10 protein-coding genes, 1 rRNA gene and 2 riboswitches are annotated in these 21,718 nt (G+C 42.1%); all 11 genes read left to right on the forward strand.

What is annotated here, in order from left to right; all coding sequences use genetic code 11:
• Nucleotides 1-2 precede the first annotated feature (2 nt).
• The 11 genes from essC to QUF94_RS27480 all read left to right on the forward strand — a co-directional run bounded on the left by essC (nucleotide 3) and on the right by QUF94_RS27480 (nucleotide 21,556).
• Nucleotides 3-4,484: a type VII secretion protein EssC gene (gene essC, locus QUF94_RS27430; protein WP_289318814.1), complete on the forward strand. Its 4,482-nt coding sequence runs from the start codon at nucleotides 3-5 to the stop codon at nucleotides 4,482-4,484.
• Nucleotides 4,477-7,404, forward strand: a complete 2,928-nt coding sequence (gene esaA, locus QUF94_RS27435) for a type VII secretion protein EsaA (RefSeq protein ID WP_289318815.1) — start codon at nucleotides 4,477-4,479, stop codon at nucleotides 7,402-7,404. The genes essC and esaA overlap by 8 nt, the downstream gene beginning before the upstream one ends.
• The gene (essA, locus tag QUF94_RS27440) at nucleotides 7,391-7,873 is read left to right on the forward strand and encodes a type VII secretion protein EssA (RefSeq protein ID WP_289318816.1); all 483 of its coding nucleotides are present in this window, start codon (nucleotides 7,391-7,393) and stop codon (nucleotides 7,871-7,873) included. Before esaA ends, essA begins: the two co-directional genes overlap by 14 nt.
• 487 nt (nucleotides 7,874-8,360) lie before the next feature.
• On the forward strand, nucleotides 8,361-9,317 hold the full coding sequence (locus QUF94_RS27445) for an AAA family ATPase (protein WP_289318817.1): 957 nt from the start codon (nucleotides 8,361-8,363) through the stop codon (nucleotides 9,315-9,317).
• 38 nt (nucleotides 9,318-9,355) lie between these two features.
• Nucleotides 9,356-10,510 (forward strand): DUF58 domain-containing protein, encoded by a 1,155-nt coding sequence (locus tag QUF94_RS27450; RefSeq protein WP_289318818.1) that lies wholly within the window; start codon nucleotides 9,356-9,358, stop codon nucleotides 10,508-10,510.
• Complete coding sequence (locus QUF94_RS27455; RefSeq protein WP_289318819.1) at nucleotides 10,507-12,699, forward strand: DUF4129 domain-containing transglutaminase family protein; 2,193 nt, start codon at nucleotides 10,507-10,509, stop codon at nucleotides 12,697-12,699. Before QUF94_RS27450 ends, QUF94_RS27455 begins: the two co-directional genes overlap by 4 nt.
• A gap of 36 nt (nucleotides 12,700-12,735) precedes the next feature.
• A riboswitch (purine riboswitch) is annotated at nucleotides 12,736-12,837 on the forward strand.
• 178 nt (nucleotides 12,838-13,015) lie between these two features.
• Nucleotides 13,016-14,536, forward strand: a complete 1,521-nt coding sequence (guaA, locus tag QUF94_RS27460) for a glutamine-hydrolyzing GMP synthase (protein ID WP_289318833.1) — start codon at nucleotides 13,016-13,018, stop codon at nucleotides 14,534-14,536.
• A 225-nt stretch (nucleotides 14,537-14,761) separates the two neighbouring features.
• Nucleotides 14,762-14,863, forward strand: a riboswitch (purine riboswitch).
• 108 nt (nucleotides 14,864-14,971) lie between these two features.
• Nucleotides 14,972-16,303 (forward strand): NCS2 family permease, encoded by a 1,332-nt coding sequence (locus QUF94_RS27465; protein WP_289318820.1) that lies wholly within the window; start codon nucleotides 14,972-14,974, stop codon nucleotides 16,301-16,303.
• 154 nt (nucleotides 16,304-16,457) lie between these two features.
• Complete coding sequence (glcT, locus tag QUF94_RS27470) at nucleotides 16,458-17,300, forward strand: glucose PTS transporter transcription antiterminator GlcT (protein WP_289318821.1); 843 nt, start codon at nucleotides 16,458-16,460, stop codon at nucleotides 17,298-17,300.
• Between the two features lie 212 nt (nucleotides 17,301-17,512).
• Complete coding sequence (gene ptsG / locus QUF94_RS27475; protein ID WP_289318822.1) at nucleotides 17,513-19,582, forward strand: glucose-specific PTS transporter subunit IIBC; 2,070 nt, start codon at nucleotides 17,513-17,515, stop codon at nucleotides 19,580-19,582.
• A gap of 423 nt (nucleotides 19,583-20,005) precedes the next feature.
• Nucleotides 20,006-21,556: ribosomal RNA gene (locus QUF94_RS27480) — 16S ribosomal RNA — on the forward strand.
• Nucleotides 21,557-21,718 lie beyond the last annotated feature (162 nt).

Genomic DNA, 21,718 nt, shown 5'->3' on the forward strand with positions numbered 1-21,718 from the left:
TAATGAGTTTATTATGGATTTATTCTAAGGGGACCTATCAGTCCTTCACGATCAAGGATGATCATAAAGGTCCGATCACGATTGGCCCATCAAAGCAGGATACGATCACCGTCTATTCCATTCCCTTTGAACATGGACCTATCAAGCTGAGAAAGCAAGATGGGCTTGATGGGTTTGAGGTGTTTAGAGAGGAAAAGAAGCTTGGCGATGTAAAGCCGTTTCAAAGCTTCACCTTTCATGAAGGAGAAGAAACGATCGAGATTTTTTATACGGCTAGGGAATTGGAAGAAAGCCTCTATTATATTGGCAATTTGAAAGAAATCACTATATCAGCCAAGCTGGGAGCGACTTTCCGTAAAGAAGGATCCGTTTCCGGCAATGGCTTTTCCTTTGTGCTTCATAAAGGGCAATGGCTTCTCGTGCCAAAGGAAAATAGCAGGATTTTCCTGAATGGTGAAAAGGTAACGAAGGCTGTTCCTGTTCAAAATGGCGATCTGATTTGCTGGCCAAATATGGTGCTGAGGTTGATTGAAGGCGACTTATTGATGATTCATAGTGCCGAGAGTTATGAAACATCTTTATCTAAAATGAAGAAGCCGATCTCTGAAATGAAGAAAAGCTATCCACAATATCGCCGTACACCAAGGATGATCTATGAATTACCGGATGAGAAAGTGACGATATCATTTCCGAGCCAAGAATCGGAAGATAATAATAGAGGTTTATGGCTAATCCTTATGCCACCGTTAATGATGCTTATTGTCATGGGGGTCATCACGATCATTCAACCTCGGGGCATTTTCATCATCATATCGATCGTGATGTTCACAACGACTTTAGTTACCTCGACGGTACAATACTTTAAAGACAAAAAGAAGCAAAAATTCAGAGAAGAAAAACGTCAACGTGTGTATACCAGGTATCTAGAGCAGAAGAGGGAAGAACTGCAAGAGCTGTCTGAAAGGCAAAAGAATGTGCTGTTGTATCATTACCCTTCTTTTGAAAGGATGAAGCATCTGACCGATAGTATCAGCGACCGTATTTGGGAGCGAACATTGGATAGTGAAGACGCTCTCCACTTTAAGATAGGAACGGCGGCCATACCCTCAAGTTATGAGGTGTCGGTAAATAGTAACGATATGTCCAATCGTGATATAGATGATTTACTTGAGCAGTCGCAGGAACTTGTGGAGGTATACAAAAACCTGGATGATCTTCCGTTATCCATTGATTTATCAAGCGGATCGATGGGTCTGGTCGGAAAGGAATCGATTGTTAAACGTGAGTTGCAACAATTGATTGGGCAACTGGCCTTTTTTCATAGTTATCATGATGTACGATTTGTGGCCATTTTTCCGGAAAAGGATTACCAAGAATGGGAATGGATGAAATGGCTCCCTCATTTTCAATTGCCGCATGCCTATGCAAAAGGCCTTATATACAATGAGCAATCACGCGACCAGCTACTTACTTCGATTTATCAGCTATTGAGGGAAAGAGATTTGGATGAGAACAAAGGGAAAGTAAGATTCACTCCCCATTTTGTCTTTATTGTCACGGATCGCAATTTAATTGCAGAGCATGTCATATTGGAATATTTAGAGGGTAAAACAGAAGATTTAGGTATCTCGACGATTTTTGCTGCGGATGCAAAAGAGAGTTTGACGGAAAATGTCCATACGCTTGTTAAGTATATAAATGATCGCGATGGTGAGATTCTCATCCAACAAACGAAGGCTGTTCATACTCCTTTTACACTTGATACACATACAAAAGAAGGCAATGAGCGTTATGCACGTACGCTGCGTTCACTGGATCATCAAAAGGGGATGAACAATTCAATACCAGAAACGGTTTCATTTCTGGAGTTATTGAAAGCTCGTGAAGTGGAAGATCTGCCTATCAGCCAAAACTGGCAGACCAATCAGTCTTCCAAATCCCTGGCAGTACCCATTGGATTGAAAGGGAAAACGGATAGGGTTGAATTGAACTTGCATGAAAAGGCGCATGGCCCCCATGGTTTGGTTGCTGGGACGACAGGATCGGGGAAAAGTGAATTACTGCAAACTTACATCCTATCATTAGCCGTTCATTATCATCCGCATGAAGTTGCCTTTTTGCTCATTGATTATAAAGGTGGGGGAATGGCACAGCCATTCAGACAGATTCCGCATCTGCTGGGAGTCATTACGAATATCGAAGGAAGCAAGAACTTCAGTGCCAGGGCACTGGCCTCCATTAATAGTGAATTAAAGAAACGTCAGCGCATGTTTGATCGATATGAAGTCAACCATATCAACGATTACACGGATTTATACAAAGAAGGCAAAGCGGATGAACCGTTACCGCATTTATTTTTGATATCAGATGAGTTTGCGGAACTTAAAAACGAAGAACCCGATTTCATCAGGGAATTAGTGAGTACGGCAAGAATTGGACGGAGCTTGGGTGTTCATTTAATTCTTGCTACACAAAAGCCTGGCGGTGTTATCGATAACCAGATTTGGAGTAATGCCCGTTTTAAAATTTCCTTAAAAGTGCAGGATGCCAATGATAGTAAGGAAATTCTTAAAAATAGCGATGCGGCAAATATTACTGTCACCGGACGGGGATATTTGCAGGTGGGAAATAACGAGGTTTATGAATTGTTCCAGTCTGCATGGAGCGGTGCACCCTATTTAGAGGATACGGTTGGATCTGAGGATGAAGTGGCACTTGTCACAGACCTCGGTCTTGTTCAAATCTCAAATGTATCGGAACAGATCAATAATAAGAGGAAAGAAAAGATTAGTGAAATTGAAGCCGTGGCGGATCGAATTGTGGCGACACAGGAAGAAATGGAGATTAAGAAGTTGGCAAGCCCGTGGCTACCGCCTCTTTCAGATCGTTTATCGAGAAACGCTGAAAGAAGCTTGGCGAGCAATCAATTCCACCTTGGAATGAAGGATGAGCCCGAATTGCAGAGCCAGACAAATTATGTCTATAACTGGATTGAAGATGGGAATGTTGGGGTTTTTGGTTCTTCCGGATACGGCAAGTCAACCACCGTTTTGACACTTCTCTTTAGTTTTGCAGATCAATTCAGTCCTGAAGAACTGCATTATTATATTTTCGATTTCGGGAATAGCGCTTTACTGCCAATACGCCAGCTGCCTCATACTGGGGAATACTTTAGGTTCGATGAGTTAAGGAAAATTGAAAAATTCATGTTATTCATGAAGTCGGAGATGGAAAGGCGTAAGCAGCTTTTTTCAGAAAAGGAGCTTAGTAACATAAAGCTTTATAATGCATTAGTGGAAGATAAATTGCCGATTATTTATATCGTGGTCGACAATTTTGACTTAGTGAAGGATGAGATGCAAGACCAGGAAGCGCAATTCGTTCAGTTTGCACGTGATGGACAATCACTTGGAATATTCATGATATTAACGGCAACGAGAATCAATGCGATTCGCCAGCCGTTAATGAATAGTCTTAAGACAAAGGTCGTCCATTACTTAATGGACAGTTCGGAGCAATATTCAGTTTTGGGGAGGACCCTTTATGAAAATGAACCTGTTCCGGGTAGGGCGTTGGTGAAAAAGGACCAGACCTATCTCACGCAGGTTTATTTACCAGCCGATGGAGCGGATGATATAGCCGTTTTGGAAGAAATGAAACAAGCGGTGGCAGAACATAAGGTTAAATATAAGGAAATAGCCAAACCGCCGGCGATTCCGATGTTACCGACACGTCTTGATTCCAGCAGCTTCAAGAGTTACTGCTCACAAGCCATTAAGAAGGATTCCATTCCAATTGGGCTTTCAGAGGAAAGCGTTACACCTGTTCTCGTGGAGTTGAATTCCAATCCATTCCTGCTTGTCGTAGGACAGTCACGTAAAGGGAAAACGAATGTCCTTAAAGTGCTCTTGGAATCGTTGCTTACACAGACGATAGGGGAAATTGGTTTATTTGACGGAGTTGATCGTGGCCTATCTTCATATGCGTTAGAGGAGAAGGTACGCTATGTGGAAACAAAAGATCAGATAACCGAATGGCTTGATCATATCACTGGAATATTTGAAGAACGTGAACGACGTTATCTAGAGGCATTGGAAATGAAACCGATGAAGCAACTGGAATTCCCAACGATCATGTTTGTCATAGATAGCATTTCAAGAATCCAACAAACGATCGACGGCAGGATTCAGGATAGGATCAGTGGTTTGATGAAACTGTACAGCCATCTCGGGTTTAGTTTGATTGTCGCTGGAAATGCCAACGACTTCACCAAGGGGTATGATTCGTTGACAACCGAACTGAAACAAGTCAGACAGGCTGTTTTGCTTCTTAAAAAATCGGACCAAAGCTTGTACACCCTCTCCTATTCCAGAAAAGAAGAAGAAATACAGCCGGGTTACGGATACTTTGTGCTGAATGGCCAGGAGAGTAAAATCCAAATTCCACTAAGTGAAGAAAGAAGGAGAGTGCAAGAGAGTGTCTGAAAAAATAAAACCGATGCTATTAATCGGTAAAATACTGGTGATCTTAGCGCTGCCAATCTTATTTTTTTCCTATATTGGCCAAAATCCAATGAAAAAGACAGAAACGGCTTCTCGTGAAATCGCCATTGTAAATGAAGATAATGGCACTGAATTTAACAAAAAACCCATTTACATGGGCTCAGAGCTTGTTACTACATTGGACAAGGATTCTGAATATGAGTGGTTTGTGGTTAATAGAAGTACGGCGGAAAGTGGACTTGCAAATGAAAAGTATGATGCAGTTATATATTTTCCATCCGATTTTTCAGAGAATATTTATACGTTCGATGATGAACAGCCTGTCAAGGCGGGGATGAAATACAAGGTACAACCTAGTTTGAATGCAGAGAATATGGAAAAGGTACAAAAGGAATTAGAGAAGACAAAGAGCAAAATGAATAAGCATATTTCCACACAGTATTGGAGCTATGTTTCCCAATCAGTCGAGGACATTCGTAAGAAGTTCGATAATGTCCTAGCTAAAGAAATCGCTTTTCAAAACACGATGTATGAGTTTTATACTCCAAGCTCGGAAAGCCTTGCTGGCGAAATCAAGCAGCATAAGGACATGCTTGAAGGAGTCTTTGCCCAGACGAAGGATGCAGGGAAAACGAGTACTGAAACAATGGGTGAAATTGGGGACACTAAGGCCCAAATGGCTTCCTTTGTGAAGGATGTTGTTTCTTTTGAGGAGTATCAAAAAGCTCAAAGTAACCTTTTTGAGAAGGCATCGACCCAAAATCAGCAGCTTGTCAAGGAGAGTATTCAATCATATGACAAGGTGTTGAATGAAGGGAACCAATCTGTACCAGAGATTCAGCAAGGGATGAATACGAAATTCAGTCTTAATGACCAAGGCATTAGTGAGAATGTTGGAATCATGCAGCAGAAACTTGATTCTAGTAATAATGAATTGGAACAGTTTTCAACAAGCATGAAAGACAAACAAGTAGAACAAATCACGAAAATCACCCAAGATCAACAAAGCTCGATTGAACAATTGAAACAATCTGAAGAGGGGGGTCTTGATAACCTTCAATCCACTTTACTAATGCAAAGGGGAAATCTTGCAAGCAGCTCTGGTGATGGGGAAATTATCGATGAAGAAACGACCTCTATAGAAGAAATTGAAACGGAAACGGGTAAAGGTGAATCGGATGCTGCTCCTTCAAAGAAGGATCCGATTGATGAACTATCACTCCAGGTACTGCTGGATCAAATAAATGGCATCAACACGGCACTTGAAAGTTTGGTGCCGGCAGAGGGAAGTGAAGGAACTGCCGAACAAATCAATATTCTTACAGCAGAGCTCCAAGCAGAAATCAATAATCTTAGCGGCACGGTGAACGGCAGAACGGGAAATTATAATCAAGTGATTACGGAGTTTAATACACTGGTAGATTCATATAGTGATCTGCTCGCTCAGTTTACGCAATTACAGACTGATTATAATGAACTCGGCACGAATTATAAGGATTTAGGTGACCAATGGAAAAAGTCACAGGAAGATATTCAAAAATTACAGGACATCCAGAGTATGACAATTGACGAGGCCATCGCAGAGATCAAGAATCTCGAACAGTCACTCCTTGAAAAAGTGGGGGGAGAAAGGCGGGCAATGTTGGTGAAGGCCTTTGATAATCCTATCACTAACCGGGATTCAACTACCCTCCTTGCCTATTACGGTTCGCTCTCATCTTATGGTGAGTTGGCTGAAAGAGTCACGGAAGCAAATGTAGATAAGGTATTTGCAGCCAATATAAAAGAATTGGAAAACTTGAAAAATGGGGTTTCCGGAAACGTAGATGAAGAAGCAAAGCTCGTCAAGGCGAGTTTAGCGGGAGTAAATGAAGACTTTGGAATGTTCTCCGACTCCATTATGGGTTATATGCAGGAATATGATGCAAACGTCGAATCAGGGCAGAAAGCAACTTTAGCTGTATTAGCGGCAATTACCGAAAGGGCTCAAGGAGTGTCTGCCAATTTGTCAGATCATATGGAAGCTCCTGAATTAGAGACGGAACCGCCAGTAAACCTTGATGGCGAAATGTTTGTATCACTTCAAGACAATACGGCAACAACTGTCGGCCTCATTTCCGACCTTGTCAACTCTGTAGCGGAACGACAAGACACGGTTACGAAGGATACAGCAGACCTGCAAGCGAAAGTGGGGTCCGTACAGGAAAGGGCCGATCAGCTTAATGATAATTGGTCCCAAAATGTAGACTCAACCGTAAAAATCAAGACAGACGTATATAGTGTCTTGAATAACACTCTGGTCGATGATCAGCAGAACGGGTATGTGTATGAATATTTAGCGAATCCCGTTCAAATAAGCGGTGAAGTCCTTCATCAGGAAAAGGTTAATATCCCGCCAATCGTCATGTTGGTGATCATACTCATTTCTGGGTTATTGATCGGTTTCTTCATGCATCATTATGAAACCATTCCAATGATGGTCCATGCGGCCTTGTTTACCTTATTGAATCTGATCGTAGGTTTAATAATCAGTATATATGGTTTGAAGATTTATCCACTGGGAGATATGCAGGAGATTAAATGGACTGTTTTCACTGTCCTGCTTTTATTCTTCTGTTCAGCGTTTACACGACTTGCCTTCTCAATTGGTCCGTTTGTCGGTGCTATCCTTGTGATTGGTTTGATCAGTTTCTTTACCATTCCATTATTGGATTTAATCATGCCGAATTTCAATGTTGAACACCCGGTTGCAGACGTATACATGTCCATTCAATTCGGTAATCAGTCTGCATTCATTCCGGCTATCATCATCTTGATTGTACTGACGCTTATCGGAACGGTCATTCCATATATAGTGAAGCGTCTGACAGAAAGAAGAGAAATGGCCCATGAAGTGGAGTAAATTCGTAATGCCAGTCTTGTTCATCCTGTTCTTTAGCTATACAGCGCATGCCGGGGCAGAAGAGGAACCCATGGTGGAGCCCAATGAGTATCAAGAAAAGGATATTGATATTCAAACGGAGTATTTCCATGAGGAAGGATTGTTGGAACAGAAGCAAGAACTGCCTGAAGAACTAAAAGACCTTACTTTTGAAAGAGGTAAATATGATGTCATTGACTCGGTGAAGGACTCACTGTTTCTGTCTCCGGTAACGGAGAATCAAAATAATACCATCGCTTCAAAAGCAGAACAGCTTGGATTATTCTCGGAAGTCAGCATTCGAACGAGAAGTGAAGAAGAAACGGAGCCTACCCTTAATTTTGACCTGACGATATTGCTCGGAATTGTTTTGGCACTTTTGGTCGGTTGTTTGTTTTTTATCCTTATTCCGAAAATGGGGAAGCTGAATGGTGAGGTTAAACGAAAATGAAAAAAGCCCGATTTCTGGCATATGTCAGGAATTGGGCTTTTTTGCTACATATCCATAATCGTTTTAAGAAGCCCTAAAAGAAGGGCAACTGCGAAAATCAAAATGAAGAATCTTTTATACATGATCAGTACCTCTTATATCTTTGAGTGGATTGCATCCATTTTAGCATAATTAAGAAAGAAAGGAAGTTGGTTCATTTTTAATTCCTTAAGAATGCATTCCAGATGATCGTAGCTCTATTGCCCTGATGAGCGAGCGGGAAATGGAAAGGATGCGCCAATATATTGGTGCATCCTTCTTCGTGTTATTTGAACAAGTTATGATAACATTAAGCAGCATTAATATTTTTAGAGAAATTCGTTTATGGTTTACTGAATATCTAGTAAACTTACAATGTAAGGTTTAATTGGATCTTAATGTAAAAAAAGTCGGGTTTTGATATAGAAAAGATATGAAATATTGATAGGGTGATCTCAGGAGGTAGAGAATGATTTATAAGCAGATCAATCAAAAGCTGGAAATGATTCTAGGGAATATCGAAAAGGTGATTATCGGAAAACGGGATATAGCAGAACTAAGCATCGTGGCACTTCTTTCCGGCGGGCATGTCTTATTGGAGGATGTTCCGGGTGTGGGAAAGACAGTCATGGTAAGGGCACTGGCAAAATCAATAGGTGCAAGCTTTAAACGTATACAATTCACGCCTGATTTACTGCCTTCTGATGTAACTGGTGTTTCGATCTTTAATCCTAAGGAACAAGAATTCATTTTTAGACCGGGACCGATAATGGGACATATTATTTTAGCCGATGAAATTAACCGGACCTCGCCGAAAACGCAGTCTGCCTTGCTTGAAGCCATGGAAGAGGCAAGTGTGACGATAGATGGTGTCACAAGAGGATTGGAGAAGCCCTTTTTCGTAATGGCAACACAAAATCCGATCGAGTACGAGGGAACATATCCGCTTCCAGAGGCTCAATTGGATAGATTCCTATTAAAAATGAAAATGGGCTATCCAAGTGTGGAAGACGAGATGGAGGTACTTCATAGGGCTCAACATATGGCACCGCTTGAGGAGCTGGAATCCGTCATCACCATAGATGAATTGATAGCATTACAGGCAGAGGTAAAAGCGGTGATAGTGGATGACACAATAAAACGTTATATCGTTGAGTTGGCGAATCGAACCCGTACTCATGAAGGGGTCTATTTGGGGGTAAGCCCGCGTGGATCGATAGCCTTGATGAAAGCAGCTCAAGCTTACGCACTGATTCAGGGAAGGGACTATGTTCTACCGGACGATATTCAATATTTAGTTCCATTCGTATTCTCCCACCGGCTCATTTTGAAACCTGAAGCGAATTATGATGGATTCGATGCAGGAATGGTGATACATGAAATTGTCGCGACAACTCAAGTGCCTGTGAAGCGGGCTGTGACCTGATGCGCAAATTCATCAACTTTTTAAGGGGAAATATGAGTGTGATCGGACTGGTATTACTCATGGCCATTTCCTTTTGCTTTGCAATGTTTCAAGGCGGTTTTGTCAGTTGGTTTATTTTTTATTCGTTTTTTCCATTTTCTGCGTACGCTGCGATTCTGCTGTTTTATCCGATGCATGCCTTTACCGTTGAGAGAAAGGTCAATAAACGGGAATGCCAGGCCGGGGAATCCGTTCAAATAGCCGTGACGTTTACCCGTAAAAACCGGCTGCCCCTATTATTTATGGTGGTAGAGGAGGAATTGCCTCAGGAGATGGAAGATAGGGGATTCCAAAGGAAAATACTTATCTTTCCGGGATTCAAGCGTACCTTCAGCATGTCATATACCTTGGAAAACTTGCCTCGTGGAGAGCACTCGTTTCAATCGATCCGCTTCAGGATAGGGGACTTTTTCGGGCTCGCTGAAAGGGAGGCGATATATAGTTCACCTTTGAAGATAACTGTTTTCCCTCAATATCATGAACTTGCCTACAGTGATCTTGATCGAGTGTTCAATCAGGGGGCAGTGGGTTCAACAAAGAAAACTAAACGGGAACATTCAGTGGTCTCCGGGGTAAGAGAGTATCAGCCAGGCGATCAGTTGTCATGGATTAATTGGAAGGCGACGGCCAGAACGAATGAAATCATGACGAAAGAATTCGAAGTGCAGAAAAACAGGGATGTATTCATCATGCTTGATAATAATCCATCGGATTTATTTGAAGAATCAGTTGTAATCACGGCTTCCATTGCACACGCCATGTTAAAAAAAGGCATGGAGATTGGGTATGCAAGTATGGGATCGAGACTAATCATACCGACAGGAGCAGGAAATAACCAGAGACGAAAGATTTTTTACCGACTTGCTAAAGAAGAACATAGTGTTGTGAATGCATTGGAAGAAAATGTAAGTAAGGGCAGACTTCCGGCAAACGCTGCTGTGATATTCATAGTTTCAGACTTAACCTTAGAAAAGGTGGACTTATTGAGTGCTTTCCGCGCTAATCAGGGATTAATGTTATGTGTAAAGAAACAGGCCGATCTTACTGATGAGGAAAAGATGTCAAGTTCTACAGCTGTCTCGAGGGGGATAAAGGTTAGCTTTTTTGAACATGGCCAACTAAAGTTTGACAGATCAGGGGTGATGGCAAAATGAATGTCACTACCGAAAAGTTGGAAAGGTTCATGCATGTCCTCTTATATATATTTGGTCTGTTGTTGATTACTGAATGGTTAAGGCCTGTCGATAAACTCACCGATACAGGTAATATCATCATTTTTGTCCTATTTTTGATTTATTCCCTACTACTGCATTATTTCCGCATTCATTGGTCAATCCGAATTATTCTCATTATTGCTTATATTATGATTTCATTACAGTTCCTTCATTCCAAAAGCGCTTTATTTCAATTATCATGGTTGAAAGGATTTCTAGTGGATTTTACGGGCAACCTTGGGTATATGTACGATGGGAATTGGGAGTCGATCACCAATCCATTTCGAACATTTCTATTTTTTGTTCTTCTTTGGCTAGTAACATATTTGATCCATTACTGGGTGATGGTGAGGCAAAGCATCTTTTTCTTTTTTATGTTAACGGTGATTTTTATCTCTGTACTTGATACTTTCACTCCCTATGTGGGGGATAAGGCAATGGTAAGAATCATCATCATCGGGTTCTTGATGCTCGGTCTACTATCCCTGCTGCGTCTAACGATACAGGAGAGAATACGGTTTCCTATGACTGCCATCAATAAGTGGATCTTGATGCTAACCGGTATGATATTGGTAAGTGTCCTTGTTGGATTCGGTGCCCCAAAGCTCTCTCCGCAGTGGGCGGACCCAGTTCCTTATATTACTTCTTATTCTGATAAAGCGGTTAAAGAAGACGGTGGTTCGAAGGGTAAAAGTGTCGGATATGATGAAGACGATTCGGATCTTGGCGGTTCGATAGAGCCAGATAGTTCCATCGTTTTTTACAATAATGCACCTGCAGGACATTATTGGAAAGTCGAGAACAAAGATATTTATACCGGTAAAGGATGGGTTTCCATACCGGAAACGGACTTTCATTCTTTTTCCAACGGGCAGGATATGACATCTTTAGATATTAAGGTTCCTGAAGTAGAGAAAACAGAAGAAATGACGGCAAAAGTAACCATGACGGAAACATATTCGCATATACTCCATCCGCAGTCCGGATATTTAAAAAAGATTGAGGCCAAAAACGGAATGGATTTTAAATATTATCAGGGTATCGACAAAATCATTTCTGAACGGGAAAATGGAGAAAGACTGGTCATGGAAGAGTATGAGCTGGTCTATGATATGCCGAGTTTTGATATAGCTGAGTTAAGAAAGATCACAGAACCTGACGAAACGATGGATTTGTTAATGGAAAAAAACACACAGCTTCCTGAGGGATTGCCAAACCGGATCTATGAATTGGGATCCCAACTTACAAGAAATGAAACGAATTGGTACGATAAAGCAAAAGCCATTGAGGATTACTTCGACGGTCCTGAATTCATTTATTCAAAAGACGATATTCCGTATCCGGGGACAAATCAAGATTATGTCGATCAATTTTTATTCGAGACACAGATAGGGTATTGTGATAATTTTTCAAGTGCAATGGTCGTTTTACTCCGTGCCGCCAATATACCTGCCAGGTGGGTAAAGGGCTACACGGAAGGTGAAAAGTCAATCCATGATGGTGAATCCGTTTATAAGGTGACCAATAATAATGCACATTCCTGGGCCGAGGTTTATTTTTCTGGGATAGGTTGGGTCCCCTTCGAGCCGACAAAGGGATTCAACGGGGAAGTTGAATTTTACGATTCGGAATTGAAACAGGAAAAGATTAAGAGCCCCGGCCCAACTAATGAAGAGCAAACAAAAAAAGAGACCAGGGAACGTCAGGATACACCCGATAGGGAAACCCAATCATCAGGGGAAACTGGTATAGGGGGCTCTGAAGTTCTCTTTAAATGGACTGCCATCACGCTGTTAGGTGTAATGATTCTCGCTTCAATTGGTTATTTCTCCAGAAGGAAGTGGATTCCACATCTGCAGATTCTTCGTTATAAAAATAAAACCGGTGCTCATTTCACGAAAGCCTATTTAATATTATTGAAACAATTAAAGCGAGCTGGTTTAGTTCGTCCGGAGGGGCAAACTTTAAGGGAGTACGCCGCCTATGTGGATGCAGTGTACGATACGGATGAGATGAGTGAATTGACGGCTGGATACGAGTTAATGATATATCGTGGAGACGTGGAAGATAGCGAATGGGAGCACTTTCAAAACGGTTGGGAAAGCTTAATGAAAAAAACTAGCTCTTGACCAGGTTTTTATTATATTGATACAATAACAAAAACTAACTTAAACTAATATATCCTTCATATATCCTCGATAATATGGATCGAAAGTTTCTACCGAATCACCGTAAATGATTTGACTATGAAGGCGGATTTTAACAGGAAAGCTGAAAATCTGCCTTCGTCTATACTTTTTGTGTATTTTTGAGGGTGGATTTTTAGTTTTTCTTTTTTTATGATAATATTTTTTATAAGAAAGTATCACTCGATTTTATGAGTGAATTACATTGATAGAGGTGACGTTTGTGCCGGGGAAAACAGAATTGCAAAAAAACCAGGAAATGATCGTAGTACTTGATTTCGGAAGCCAATATAACCAATTGATCACTCGTCGTATCCGTGAATTTGGTGTGTACAGTGAGCTTCATCCTCATACAATTACTGTAGAAGAAATCGAGAAAATGAACCCAACGGGAATTATTTTCTCAGGTGGTCCGAACAGTGTTTATGATGCAACTGCATTTGGTTGTGATGAACGCATATTCGAAATGGGCCTACCGATTTTTGGTATTTGTTATGGCATGCAGCTTATGACCAAACATTTTGGGGGGAAAGTGGAACCAGCTAAAAACCGTGAATACGGAAAAGCGACACTTGCCATCCAAAATGAGTCCAAGTTATTCAGTGACTTGCCAAAAGAACAAATCGTTTGGATGAGCCATGGTGATTTAGTAGTGGAAACGCCTGAAGGTTTCACGATTGATGGAACGAACCCGTCTTGCCCAATTTCGGCTATGAGTGACGAGTCACGTAAATTGTATGCCGTACAATTCCATCCTGAAGTCCGTCATTCAGTTTACGGAAATGACATTTTGAAAAATTTCGTATTCGGCGTTTGTGGTTGCAAAGGTGACTGGTCAATGGAGAACTTCATTGAAATCGAGATGGAGAAAATCCGTCAAACGGTCGGAGATAAAAAAGTGTTATGCGCATTGAGCGGCGGAGTGGATTCATCCGTTGTGGCTGTATTGATCCATAAAGCGATTGGCGATCAGCTAACATGTATTTTCGTTGATCATGGATTACTTCGTAAAGGGGAAGCCGAAGGTGTAATGGAAACATTCAGGGAAGGCTTCAATATGAACGTAATCAAGGTCGATGCATCGGAACGCTTCCTATCGAAACTTGCTGGCGTTTCAGATCCGGAACAAAAACGGAAAATCATCGGTAACGAGTTTATCTACGTATTTGATGACGAAGCAACAAAGCTTGAAGGTATTGAATTCCTTGCACAAGGGACACTGTACACAGACATTATTGAAAGTGGTACGGCTACTGCACAAACAATTAAATCGCATCATAACGTTGGTGGTCTGCCGGAAGATATGCAATTTAAATTGATCGAGCCATTGAATACTCTATTCAAGGATGAAGTGCGTGCACTTGGAAGTGAAATGGGCATTCCGGATGAAATCGTTTGGCGTCAACCATTCCCAGGTCCAGGTTTAGGCATTCGTGTATTAGGTGAAATTTCAGATGAAAAACTTGAAATCGTTCGTGAATCTGACCATATCTTACGTGAAGAAATTAAAAATAATGGTTTGGAACGTGAAATTTGGCAGTACTTTACGGTGCTTCCTAATATTCGTAGTGTAGGGGTAATGGGCGACGCCCGTACGTATGATTACACAATCGGGATCCGTGCTGTAACATCCATTGACGGAATGACTTCCGATTGGGCGAGAATCCCATGGGATGTACTTGAAATCATCTCAACGAGAATCGTTAATGAAGTTAATCATGTTAACCGCGTCGTGTATGACATTACTTCCAAGCCACCTGCAACTATCGAGTGGGAATAGAAGATTAAATCATCCAATCAGTGAAGGAATTAACCTTCACTGATTTTTTTGTTAAAAAAATTATAGATAATATGTTGAATACTTACATTTCACGTATGTTGATGAAGATATAGCCATAATAAGTAAGGGAAATATAGCGAAACGCGAACAATGCCTAAAATTACATAAAAAATATTCGTTTGGCGTATTGACGGTTATTTTAGTGACTGGTACACTATACCTATAATAATAAAAAAACATAATTGTCGTATAATATTGGGGATATGGCCCAAAAGTTTCTACCAAGCTGCCGTGAACGGCTTGACTACGATGTGAATGGATTGGCGCGAGCAAGGATAAACCGCCACTTCTTTACATGATCTAGTCAAGCCCCCTTCGGAAGCGAATGGGGCATTTGTCTGTTGGCTTACGATCTTATGATAGGGGAGACTCATAATGAAAAATTATTTTCGGTTTAATGAGCTGGGAACTAATTATCGCCGTGAAATACTTGGCGGACTAACTACGTTCCTTTCGATGGCATATATCCTGGTTGTTAACCCTGTGATGCTGACTTTACAAAGCATCGAGGACTATCCAGATGAATTGAGAATGGACTACGGAGCAGTTTTTGCAGCGACTGCCTTAGCAGCTGCGATTGGCTCGATATTGATGGGGCTCATAGCCAGGTATCCAATATCGCTGGCGCCAGGTATGGGATTGAATGCTTTCTTCGCTTTCACCGTTGTACTTGGTTTTGGAATTCCTTGGCAGACTGCTTTAACAGGGGTATTGATTTCAGGGATTATCTTCGTTTTGCTTTCCCTATCGGGAATACGGGAGAAAATCATTAATGCAATTCCAGTCGAACTTAAATACGCAGTTGGAGCTGGTATCGGCTTATTCATTACTTTTGTAGGGTTTCAAAATGCTGGAATCATCACGAATGATGACAGCGTCCTTGTCGGATTGGGTGACTTAACCTCAGGAAATACTTTATTGGCTGTTTTTGGAATTGTTGTAACCGTCATTTTGATGACGAGAGGCGTTAAAAGCGGCGTGTTCATAGGAATGGTCATTACAGCCATTGCAGGAATGATCTTTGGGCAAGTGCCGGTGCCGGAGAAAATAATCGGTGCCGTTCCTAGCATTGCTCCTACTTTCGGAGTTGCATTCGATGCCTTCGGAAATCCCGGTGATCTTTTCACTGGTCAAATGTTAATCGTGATATTGACTTTTCTGTTCGTAGCTTTCTTTGATACAGCCGGTACGTTGGTGGCTGTTGCGCAACAAGCTGGACTGATGAAGGATAATGTACTTCCTAGAGTGGGAAAAGGATTACTTGCCGATTCATTATCCATCGTTTCAGGTGCAATTCTTGGTACTTCCACCACTACATCTTATGTAGAGTCAACATCGGGTGTTGCTGCTGGTGCTCGAAGCGGTTTTGCAGCTGTAGTAACAGGTTTGCTGTTTGTCCTATCCCTTTTCTTCTTCCCGCTTCTTTCAGTGGTGACATCTGCGGTGACTGCGCCGGCATTGGTTATAGTCGGAGTATTAATGGCATCTTCACTTAAAAATATTGACTGGCAGAAGTTCGAAATTGCTGTTCCAGCCTTCTTTACCGTTATTATGATGCCCATGACATATTCAATTGCGACAGGGATAGCTTGTGGATTCATCTTCTATCCGATCACGATGTCGATGAAAGGAAGGGCTAAAGAAGTTCACCCGATCATGTGGGGTCTTGGAGTCGTCTTCCTTCTATATTTCATTTTCTTGAAGTAATAATGCGAGTAAGTAAGAAGAGCCCTGACTTTTGGGGCTCTTCTTTCATGTTGTAAGAGAAAGCTCATATCGTGTATAGTAAAAGTACTAAGTACTAAGCACTTTATCCTGTATGGGGCATAGGGATGACTTTGAGAAAAAATGAGGGAGAAAAATGAATGGTTTTATCGTTGAAAAGGTTTTGAACAATAACGTGGTGATAGCCACGCATCCGACGTATGGTGAAGTCGTCTCTATTGGAAAGGGCTTGGGCTTCAACCGAAAGAAAGGTGAAGAGTTAAGTCCGGAACTTGCGGAGAAAACGTTCGTTCTGAAAAATGTTAAGGAACAGGAAAGTTACAAAAAACTTTTGCCGCAGATCGATCAAAATCTTCAAGCTGCCATTATAGAATCCATTCATCTCATTAACGATCGAGTAACCGGAAAACTCAATGAACATATACATGTCGGTTTAACAGATCATTTACTGTTCGCCCTTCAGCGTGTTTCACAAGGAATGACTATCAAAAACCCATTCTTGAAAGAAACGATAACCCTTTATCCTTTTGAACATGATATTGCTGTTGATGTAATCGATTTAATTCAAGATAAGACAGGCATAGGCCTACCCCAAGGGGAAATCGGTTTCATTACCCTTCATATTCATAGTGCAATAGCAAATAAAGACTTATCGGAAGTCAATCAGCATTCGCAGTTAATCTATCATCTTATCCAAGTCGTTGAAGAACAGCTAAACGTAAAAATTAATAAGGAAAGCATTGATTATACACGTTTGGTCCGTCATTTAAGATTTATGATAGACAGGGTTTTGGCTGGCGAAATGGTCGATGAACCTGAAAAAATTGCATTGCTATTGAAAGAAGAATATCCTTTGTGTTACAATATCTCATGGAAGCTAATAAAAATTATGCAGCAGAAATTAGGCAGACCGGTTTGTGATGCGGAAGCTGTCTATCTAACGATGCATATCCAACGATTACAAAAGAAAATCAAATAAAAATACATTAACTTACGTGTTACTGATTCGATCAGGCATAAGTGAGGAGAATGATTGTTATGAAAGAGGGTATTATATACCTGAACTTCTTTTCAATCCTATCTTTGCTTATGCCTTTTTTGTATTGAATTCTGTTGCGTGGGAAGATGAACTCCATCGTTAAATGTAACCGTTTTATTAGCGTGGAAAAACAGTAAAGAGGAGGAAAACCTATGTTTAAGAAGTTGTTTGGTGTTTTGCAAAAAATCGGAAAAGCTTTGATGCTTCCTGTAGCCATTTTACCAGCGGCGGGAATTTTACTTGCTTTTGGTAATGCATTGCAAAACGAAACTTTGTTGGATATCGCCCCGTTTCTTGCGAGTGGCGGAGTCGAAATGGTCGCATCGGTCATGGAGAATGCTGGGAATATTATTTTTGGGAATCTTCCCTTATTGTTTGCTGTGGGGGTCGCGATTGGTCTAGCTGGCGGAGATGGTGTTGCCGGGCTGGCTGCGATTATCGGGTTCTTAATTATGAATGTAACAATGGGAACTGTTCTTGGAATTGACGCTGCCGACATTGCGAAAAATGGAGCGGTGTATAGCAATGTTTTGGGAATCCCAACGTTGGGAACAGGCGTGTTCGGCGGTATTATTGTCGGTGTCATGGCTGCTGTTATGTATAATAAATTTTATGAAATTGAACTGCCTTCATATTTAGGATTCTTTGCAGGTAAACGTTTTGTACCCATTGTAACGGCTGCAAGCGCAGTTATTCTTGGGTTGTTGATGATTTTAGTTTGGCCGACGATTCAATCGGGGCTAAATTCATTTTCTGAAAATATGTTGGGGGCTAACCTGACTCTGGGAGCTTTAGTGTTCGGGATTGTAGAACGTGCGTTAATTCCGTTTGGACTGCATCATATCTTCTATTCACCATTCTGGTTTGAATTTGGCAGCTATATCCCTCAAGGTGGGGGAACGCCAGTCAGGGGTGACCAAGCCATCTTCATGGCGCAAATTAAAGATGGCGTACAGAATTTAACGGCAGGTACCTTCATGACTGGTAAATATCCGTTCATGATGTTCGGATTGCCAGCTGCAGCTTTGGCCATTTATCATGAAGCAAGACCGGAACGAAAGAAAATTGTCGGTGGCTTGATGGCTTCGGCGGCGCTTACATCTTTCTTGACGGGGATTACTGAGCCTCTTGAATTTGCCTTCTTATTTGTTGCACCGGTACTTTTCGGGATTCACTGTCTGTTTGCAGGTCTATCTTTCATGACTATGCATTTACTGGATGTGAAAATCGGGATGACGTTTTCGGGTGGTTTGATCGATTACGTACTGTTTGGTTTAATTAATCCTCAAACCAATGCTTGGATCGTTATCCCAGTCGGTTTAGTCTTTGCGGTTATCTATTACTTTGGATTCCGATTTGCGATAAGGAAGTTTAACCTTAAAACTCCTGGCCGTGAAGTGGAAGAGGACGAGGAAACTGAAGGGTCTGCAAGTACAGCCGGAAGTCTACCTGGGGATATCTTGGAAGCAATGGGTGGGAAAGAAAATATTTCTCACTTAGATGCTTGCATTACTCGCCTTCGTGTATCAGTGAATGATATCGGTAACGTTGATAAGAATAGGTTGAAGAAACTTGGTGCCGCTGGAGTTCTGGAAGTGGGCAATAACATTCAGGCAATTTTCGGACCTCGTTCAGAAACAATCAAAGGGCAAATGAAAGATATCATCGATGGAAAAAGGCCTCGTAAAGTAGAAGCGTCTCCTGAAGTAGGCGTGGAAAAACAAATCGAGGATATCGTCCCGAAACCTTTAAGGACGGATGAAGTTTCCGAACGCTTTATTTCACCTATTAAAGGGGAATTAAAACCGATTACGGAAGTGCCTGATCCAGTCTTTGCTGAAAAAATGATGGGTGATGGGTTTGCCATTTTACCGGAGGAAGGTTTGGTCGTTTCTCCTGTAGATGGTACGATCGTTAACCTATTCCCGACTAAACATGCAATAGGTATCGTTTCCGATGCTGGACGTGAAATCTTAATACATGTCGGGATCGATACAGTGAAGTTAGAAGGCAAAGGCTTCGAAGCTCTTGTCGCTCAAGGAGATAAAGTGACAAGCGGACAGCCGTTGCTTAAAGTCGATTTAGAGTATGTCAAAAACAATGCCACCTCTATCATTACGCCAATCGTCTTTACCAATCTTTCCGAGGGTGAAAGTGTGAAGATTGAGAAGGCCGGAAATGTAGATAGAGAAGAAGCGGACGTAATTGCTATCAATAAATAAACTTTCAAAAACAGGAGGGTAGCTATAATTAGCTGCACTCCTGTTTTTTGTTTATTCATTAGCAAGGTCGGGAATTAGGGACATTAAATTCTCTATGCTTCGAAATACCATTAATAGAAAGAAGGAGTATATATATAGAAGGAGGTGGTAGTTTTAAAAAAAGAAGGAATTTTTTTGAGAATTAAATTGACTTGTCTATATGCAAGTGCTAATATATTAAATACACCGCTTGAGACATTAAATGCAGCAAGAGAAAATGAAAACTTGTTGTTGACATGATGTTTGAAAGGTGTTACACTAATTAAGTCGCTGAAGAAGCGATACAAAATATTGCTCTTTGAAAACTGAACAAAACAAAGCGCCAACGTTAAATTTTAAGTGAGCACACACTATCAAAAAAGCAAAATGAGCAAGTCAAACATTTCTTCGGAGAGTTTGATCCTGGCTCAGGACGAACGCTGGCGGCGTGCCTAATACATGCAAGTCGAGCGAATCGATGGGAGCTTGCTCCCTGAGATTAGCGGCGGACGGGTGAGTAACACGTGGGCAACCTGCCTATAAGACTGGGATAACTTCGGGAAACCGGAGCTAATACCGGATACGTTCTTTTCTCGCATGAGAGAAGATGGAAAGACGGTTTCGGCTGTCACTTATAGATGGGCCCGCGGCGCATTAGCTAGTTGGTGAGGTAATGGCTCACCAAGGCGACGATGCGTAGCCGACCTGAGAGGGTGATCGGCCACACTGGGACTGAGACACGGCCCAGACTCCTACGGGAGGCAGCAGTAGGGAATCTTCCGCAATGGACGAAAGTCTGACGGAGCAACGCCGCGTGAACGAAGAAGGCCTTCGGGTCGTAAAGTTCTGTTGTTAGGGAAGAACAAGTACCAGAGTAACTGCTGGTACCTTGACGGTACCTAACCAGAAAGCCACGGCTAACTACGTGCCAGCAGCCGCGGTAATACGTAGGTGGCAAGCGTTGTCCGGAATTATTGGGCGTAAAGCGCGCGCAGGTGGTTCCTTAAGTCTGATGTGAAAGCCCACGGCTCAACCGTGGAGGGTCATTGGAAACTGGGGAACTTGAGTGCAGAAGAGGAAAGTGGAATTCCAAGTGTAGCGGTGAAATGCGTAGAGATTTGGAGGAACACCAGTGGCGAAGGCGACTTTCTGGTCTGTAACTGACACTGAGGCGCGAAAGCGTGGGGAGCAAACAGGATTAGATACCCTGGTAGTCCACGCCGTAAACGATGAGTGCTAAGTGTTAGAGGGTTTCCGCCCTTTAGTGCTGCAGCTAACGCATTAAGCACTCCGCCTGGGGAGTACGGCCGCAAGGCTGAAACTCAAAGGAATTGACGGGGGCCCGCACAAGCGGTGGAGCATGTGGTTTAATTCGAAGCAACGCGAAGAACCTTACCAGGTCTTGACATCCTCTGACAACCCTAGAGATAGGGCTTTCCCCTTCGGGGGACAGAGTGACAGGTGGTGCATGGTTGTCGTCAGCTCGTGTCGTGAGATGTTGGGTTAAGTCCCGCAACGAGCGCAACCCTTGATCTTAGTTGCCAGCATTCAGTTGGGCACTCTAAGGTGACTGCCGGTGACAAACCGGAGGAAGGTGGGGATGACGTCAAATCATCATGCCCCTTATGACCTGGGCTACACACGTGCTACAATGGATGGTACAAAGGGCTGCAAACCTGCGAAGGTAAGCGAATCCCATAAAGCCATTCTCAGTTCGGATTGTAGGCTGCAACTCGCCTACATGAAGCCGGAATCGCTAGTAATCGCGGATCAGCATGCCGCGGTGAATACGTTCCCGGGCCTTGTACACACCGCCCGTCACACCACGAGAGTTTGTAACACCCGAAGTCGGTGAGGTAACCTTTATGGAGCCAGCCGCCTAAGGTGGGACAGATGATTGGGGTGAAGTCGTAACAAGGTAGCCGTATCGGAAGGTGCGGCTGGATCACCTCCTTTCTAAGGATAATTACGAGAGCGCTTTTGTTTTGTTCAGTTTTGAATGAGTAATTCATTCAAATAGGAAAGACAAGCATCACGATGTGATGGATTCTTTCTGCTTTGTTCCTTGAAAACTAGATAATAGATAGAAGGCAATTAATTTTTTTCAAAGCATCTGTA

The organism is Peribacillus sp. NJ4 (assembly GCF_030348345.1).
Lineage (GTDB): Bacteria > Bacillota > Bacilli > Bacillales > DSM-1321 > Peribacillus.

Coding starts and splice junctions, on each gene's coding strand:
- essC (WP_289318814.1), top strand. CDS start 3: ATGAGTTTATTATGGATTTATTCTAAGGGGACCTATCAGTCCTTCACG.
- essA (WP_289318816.1), top strand. CDS start 7,391: ATGAAGTGGAGTAAATTCGTAATGCCAGTCTTGTTCATCCTGTTCTTT.
- QUF94_RS27445 (WP_289318817.1), top strand. CDS start 8,361: ATGATTTATAAGCAGATCAATCAAAAGCTGGAAATGATTCTAGGGAAT.
- QUF94_RS27455 (WP_289318819.1), top strand. CDS start 10,507: ATGAATGTCACTACCGAAAAGTTGGAAAGGTTCATGCATGTCCTCTTA.
- guaA (WP_289318833.1), top strand. CDS start 13,016: ATGATCGTAGTACTTGATTTCGGAAGCCAATATAACCAATTGATCACT.
- QUF94_RS27465 (WP_289318820.1), top strand. CDS start 14,972: ATGAAAAATTATTTTCGGTTTAATGAGCTGGGAACTAATTATCGCCGT.
- glcT (WP_289318821.1), top strand. CDS start 16,458: ATGAATGGTTTTATCGTTGAAAAGGTTTTGAACAATAACGTGGTGATA.
- ptsG (WP_289318822.1), top strand. CDS start 17,513: ATGTTTAAGAAGTTGTTTGGTGTTTTGCAAAAAATCGGAAAAGCTTTG.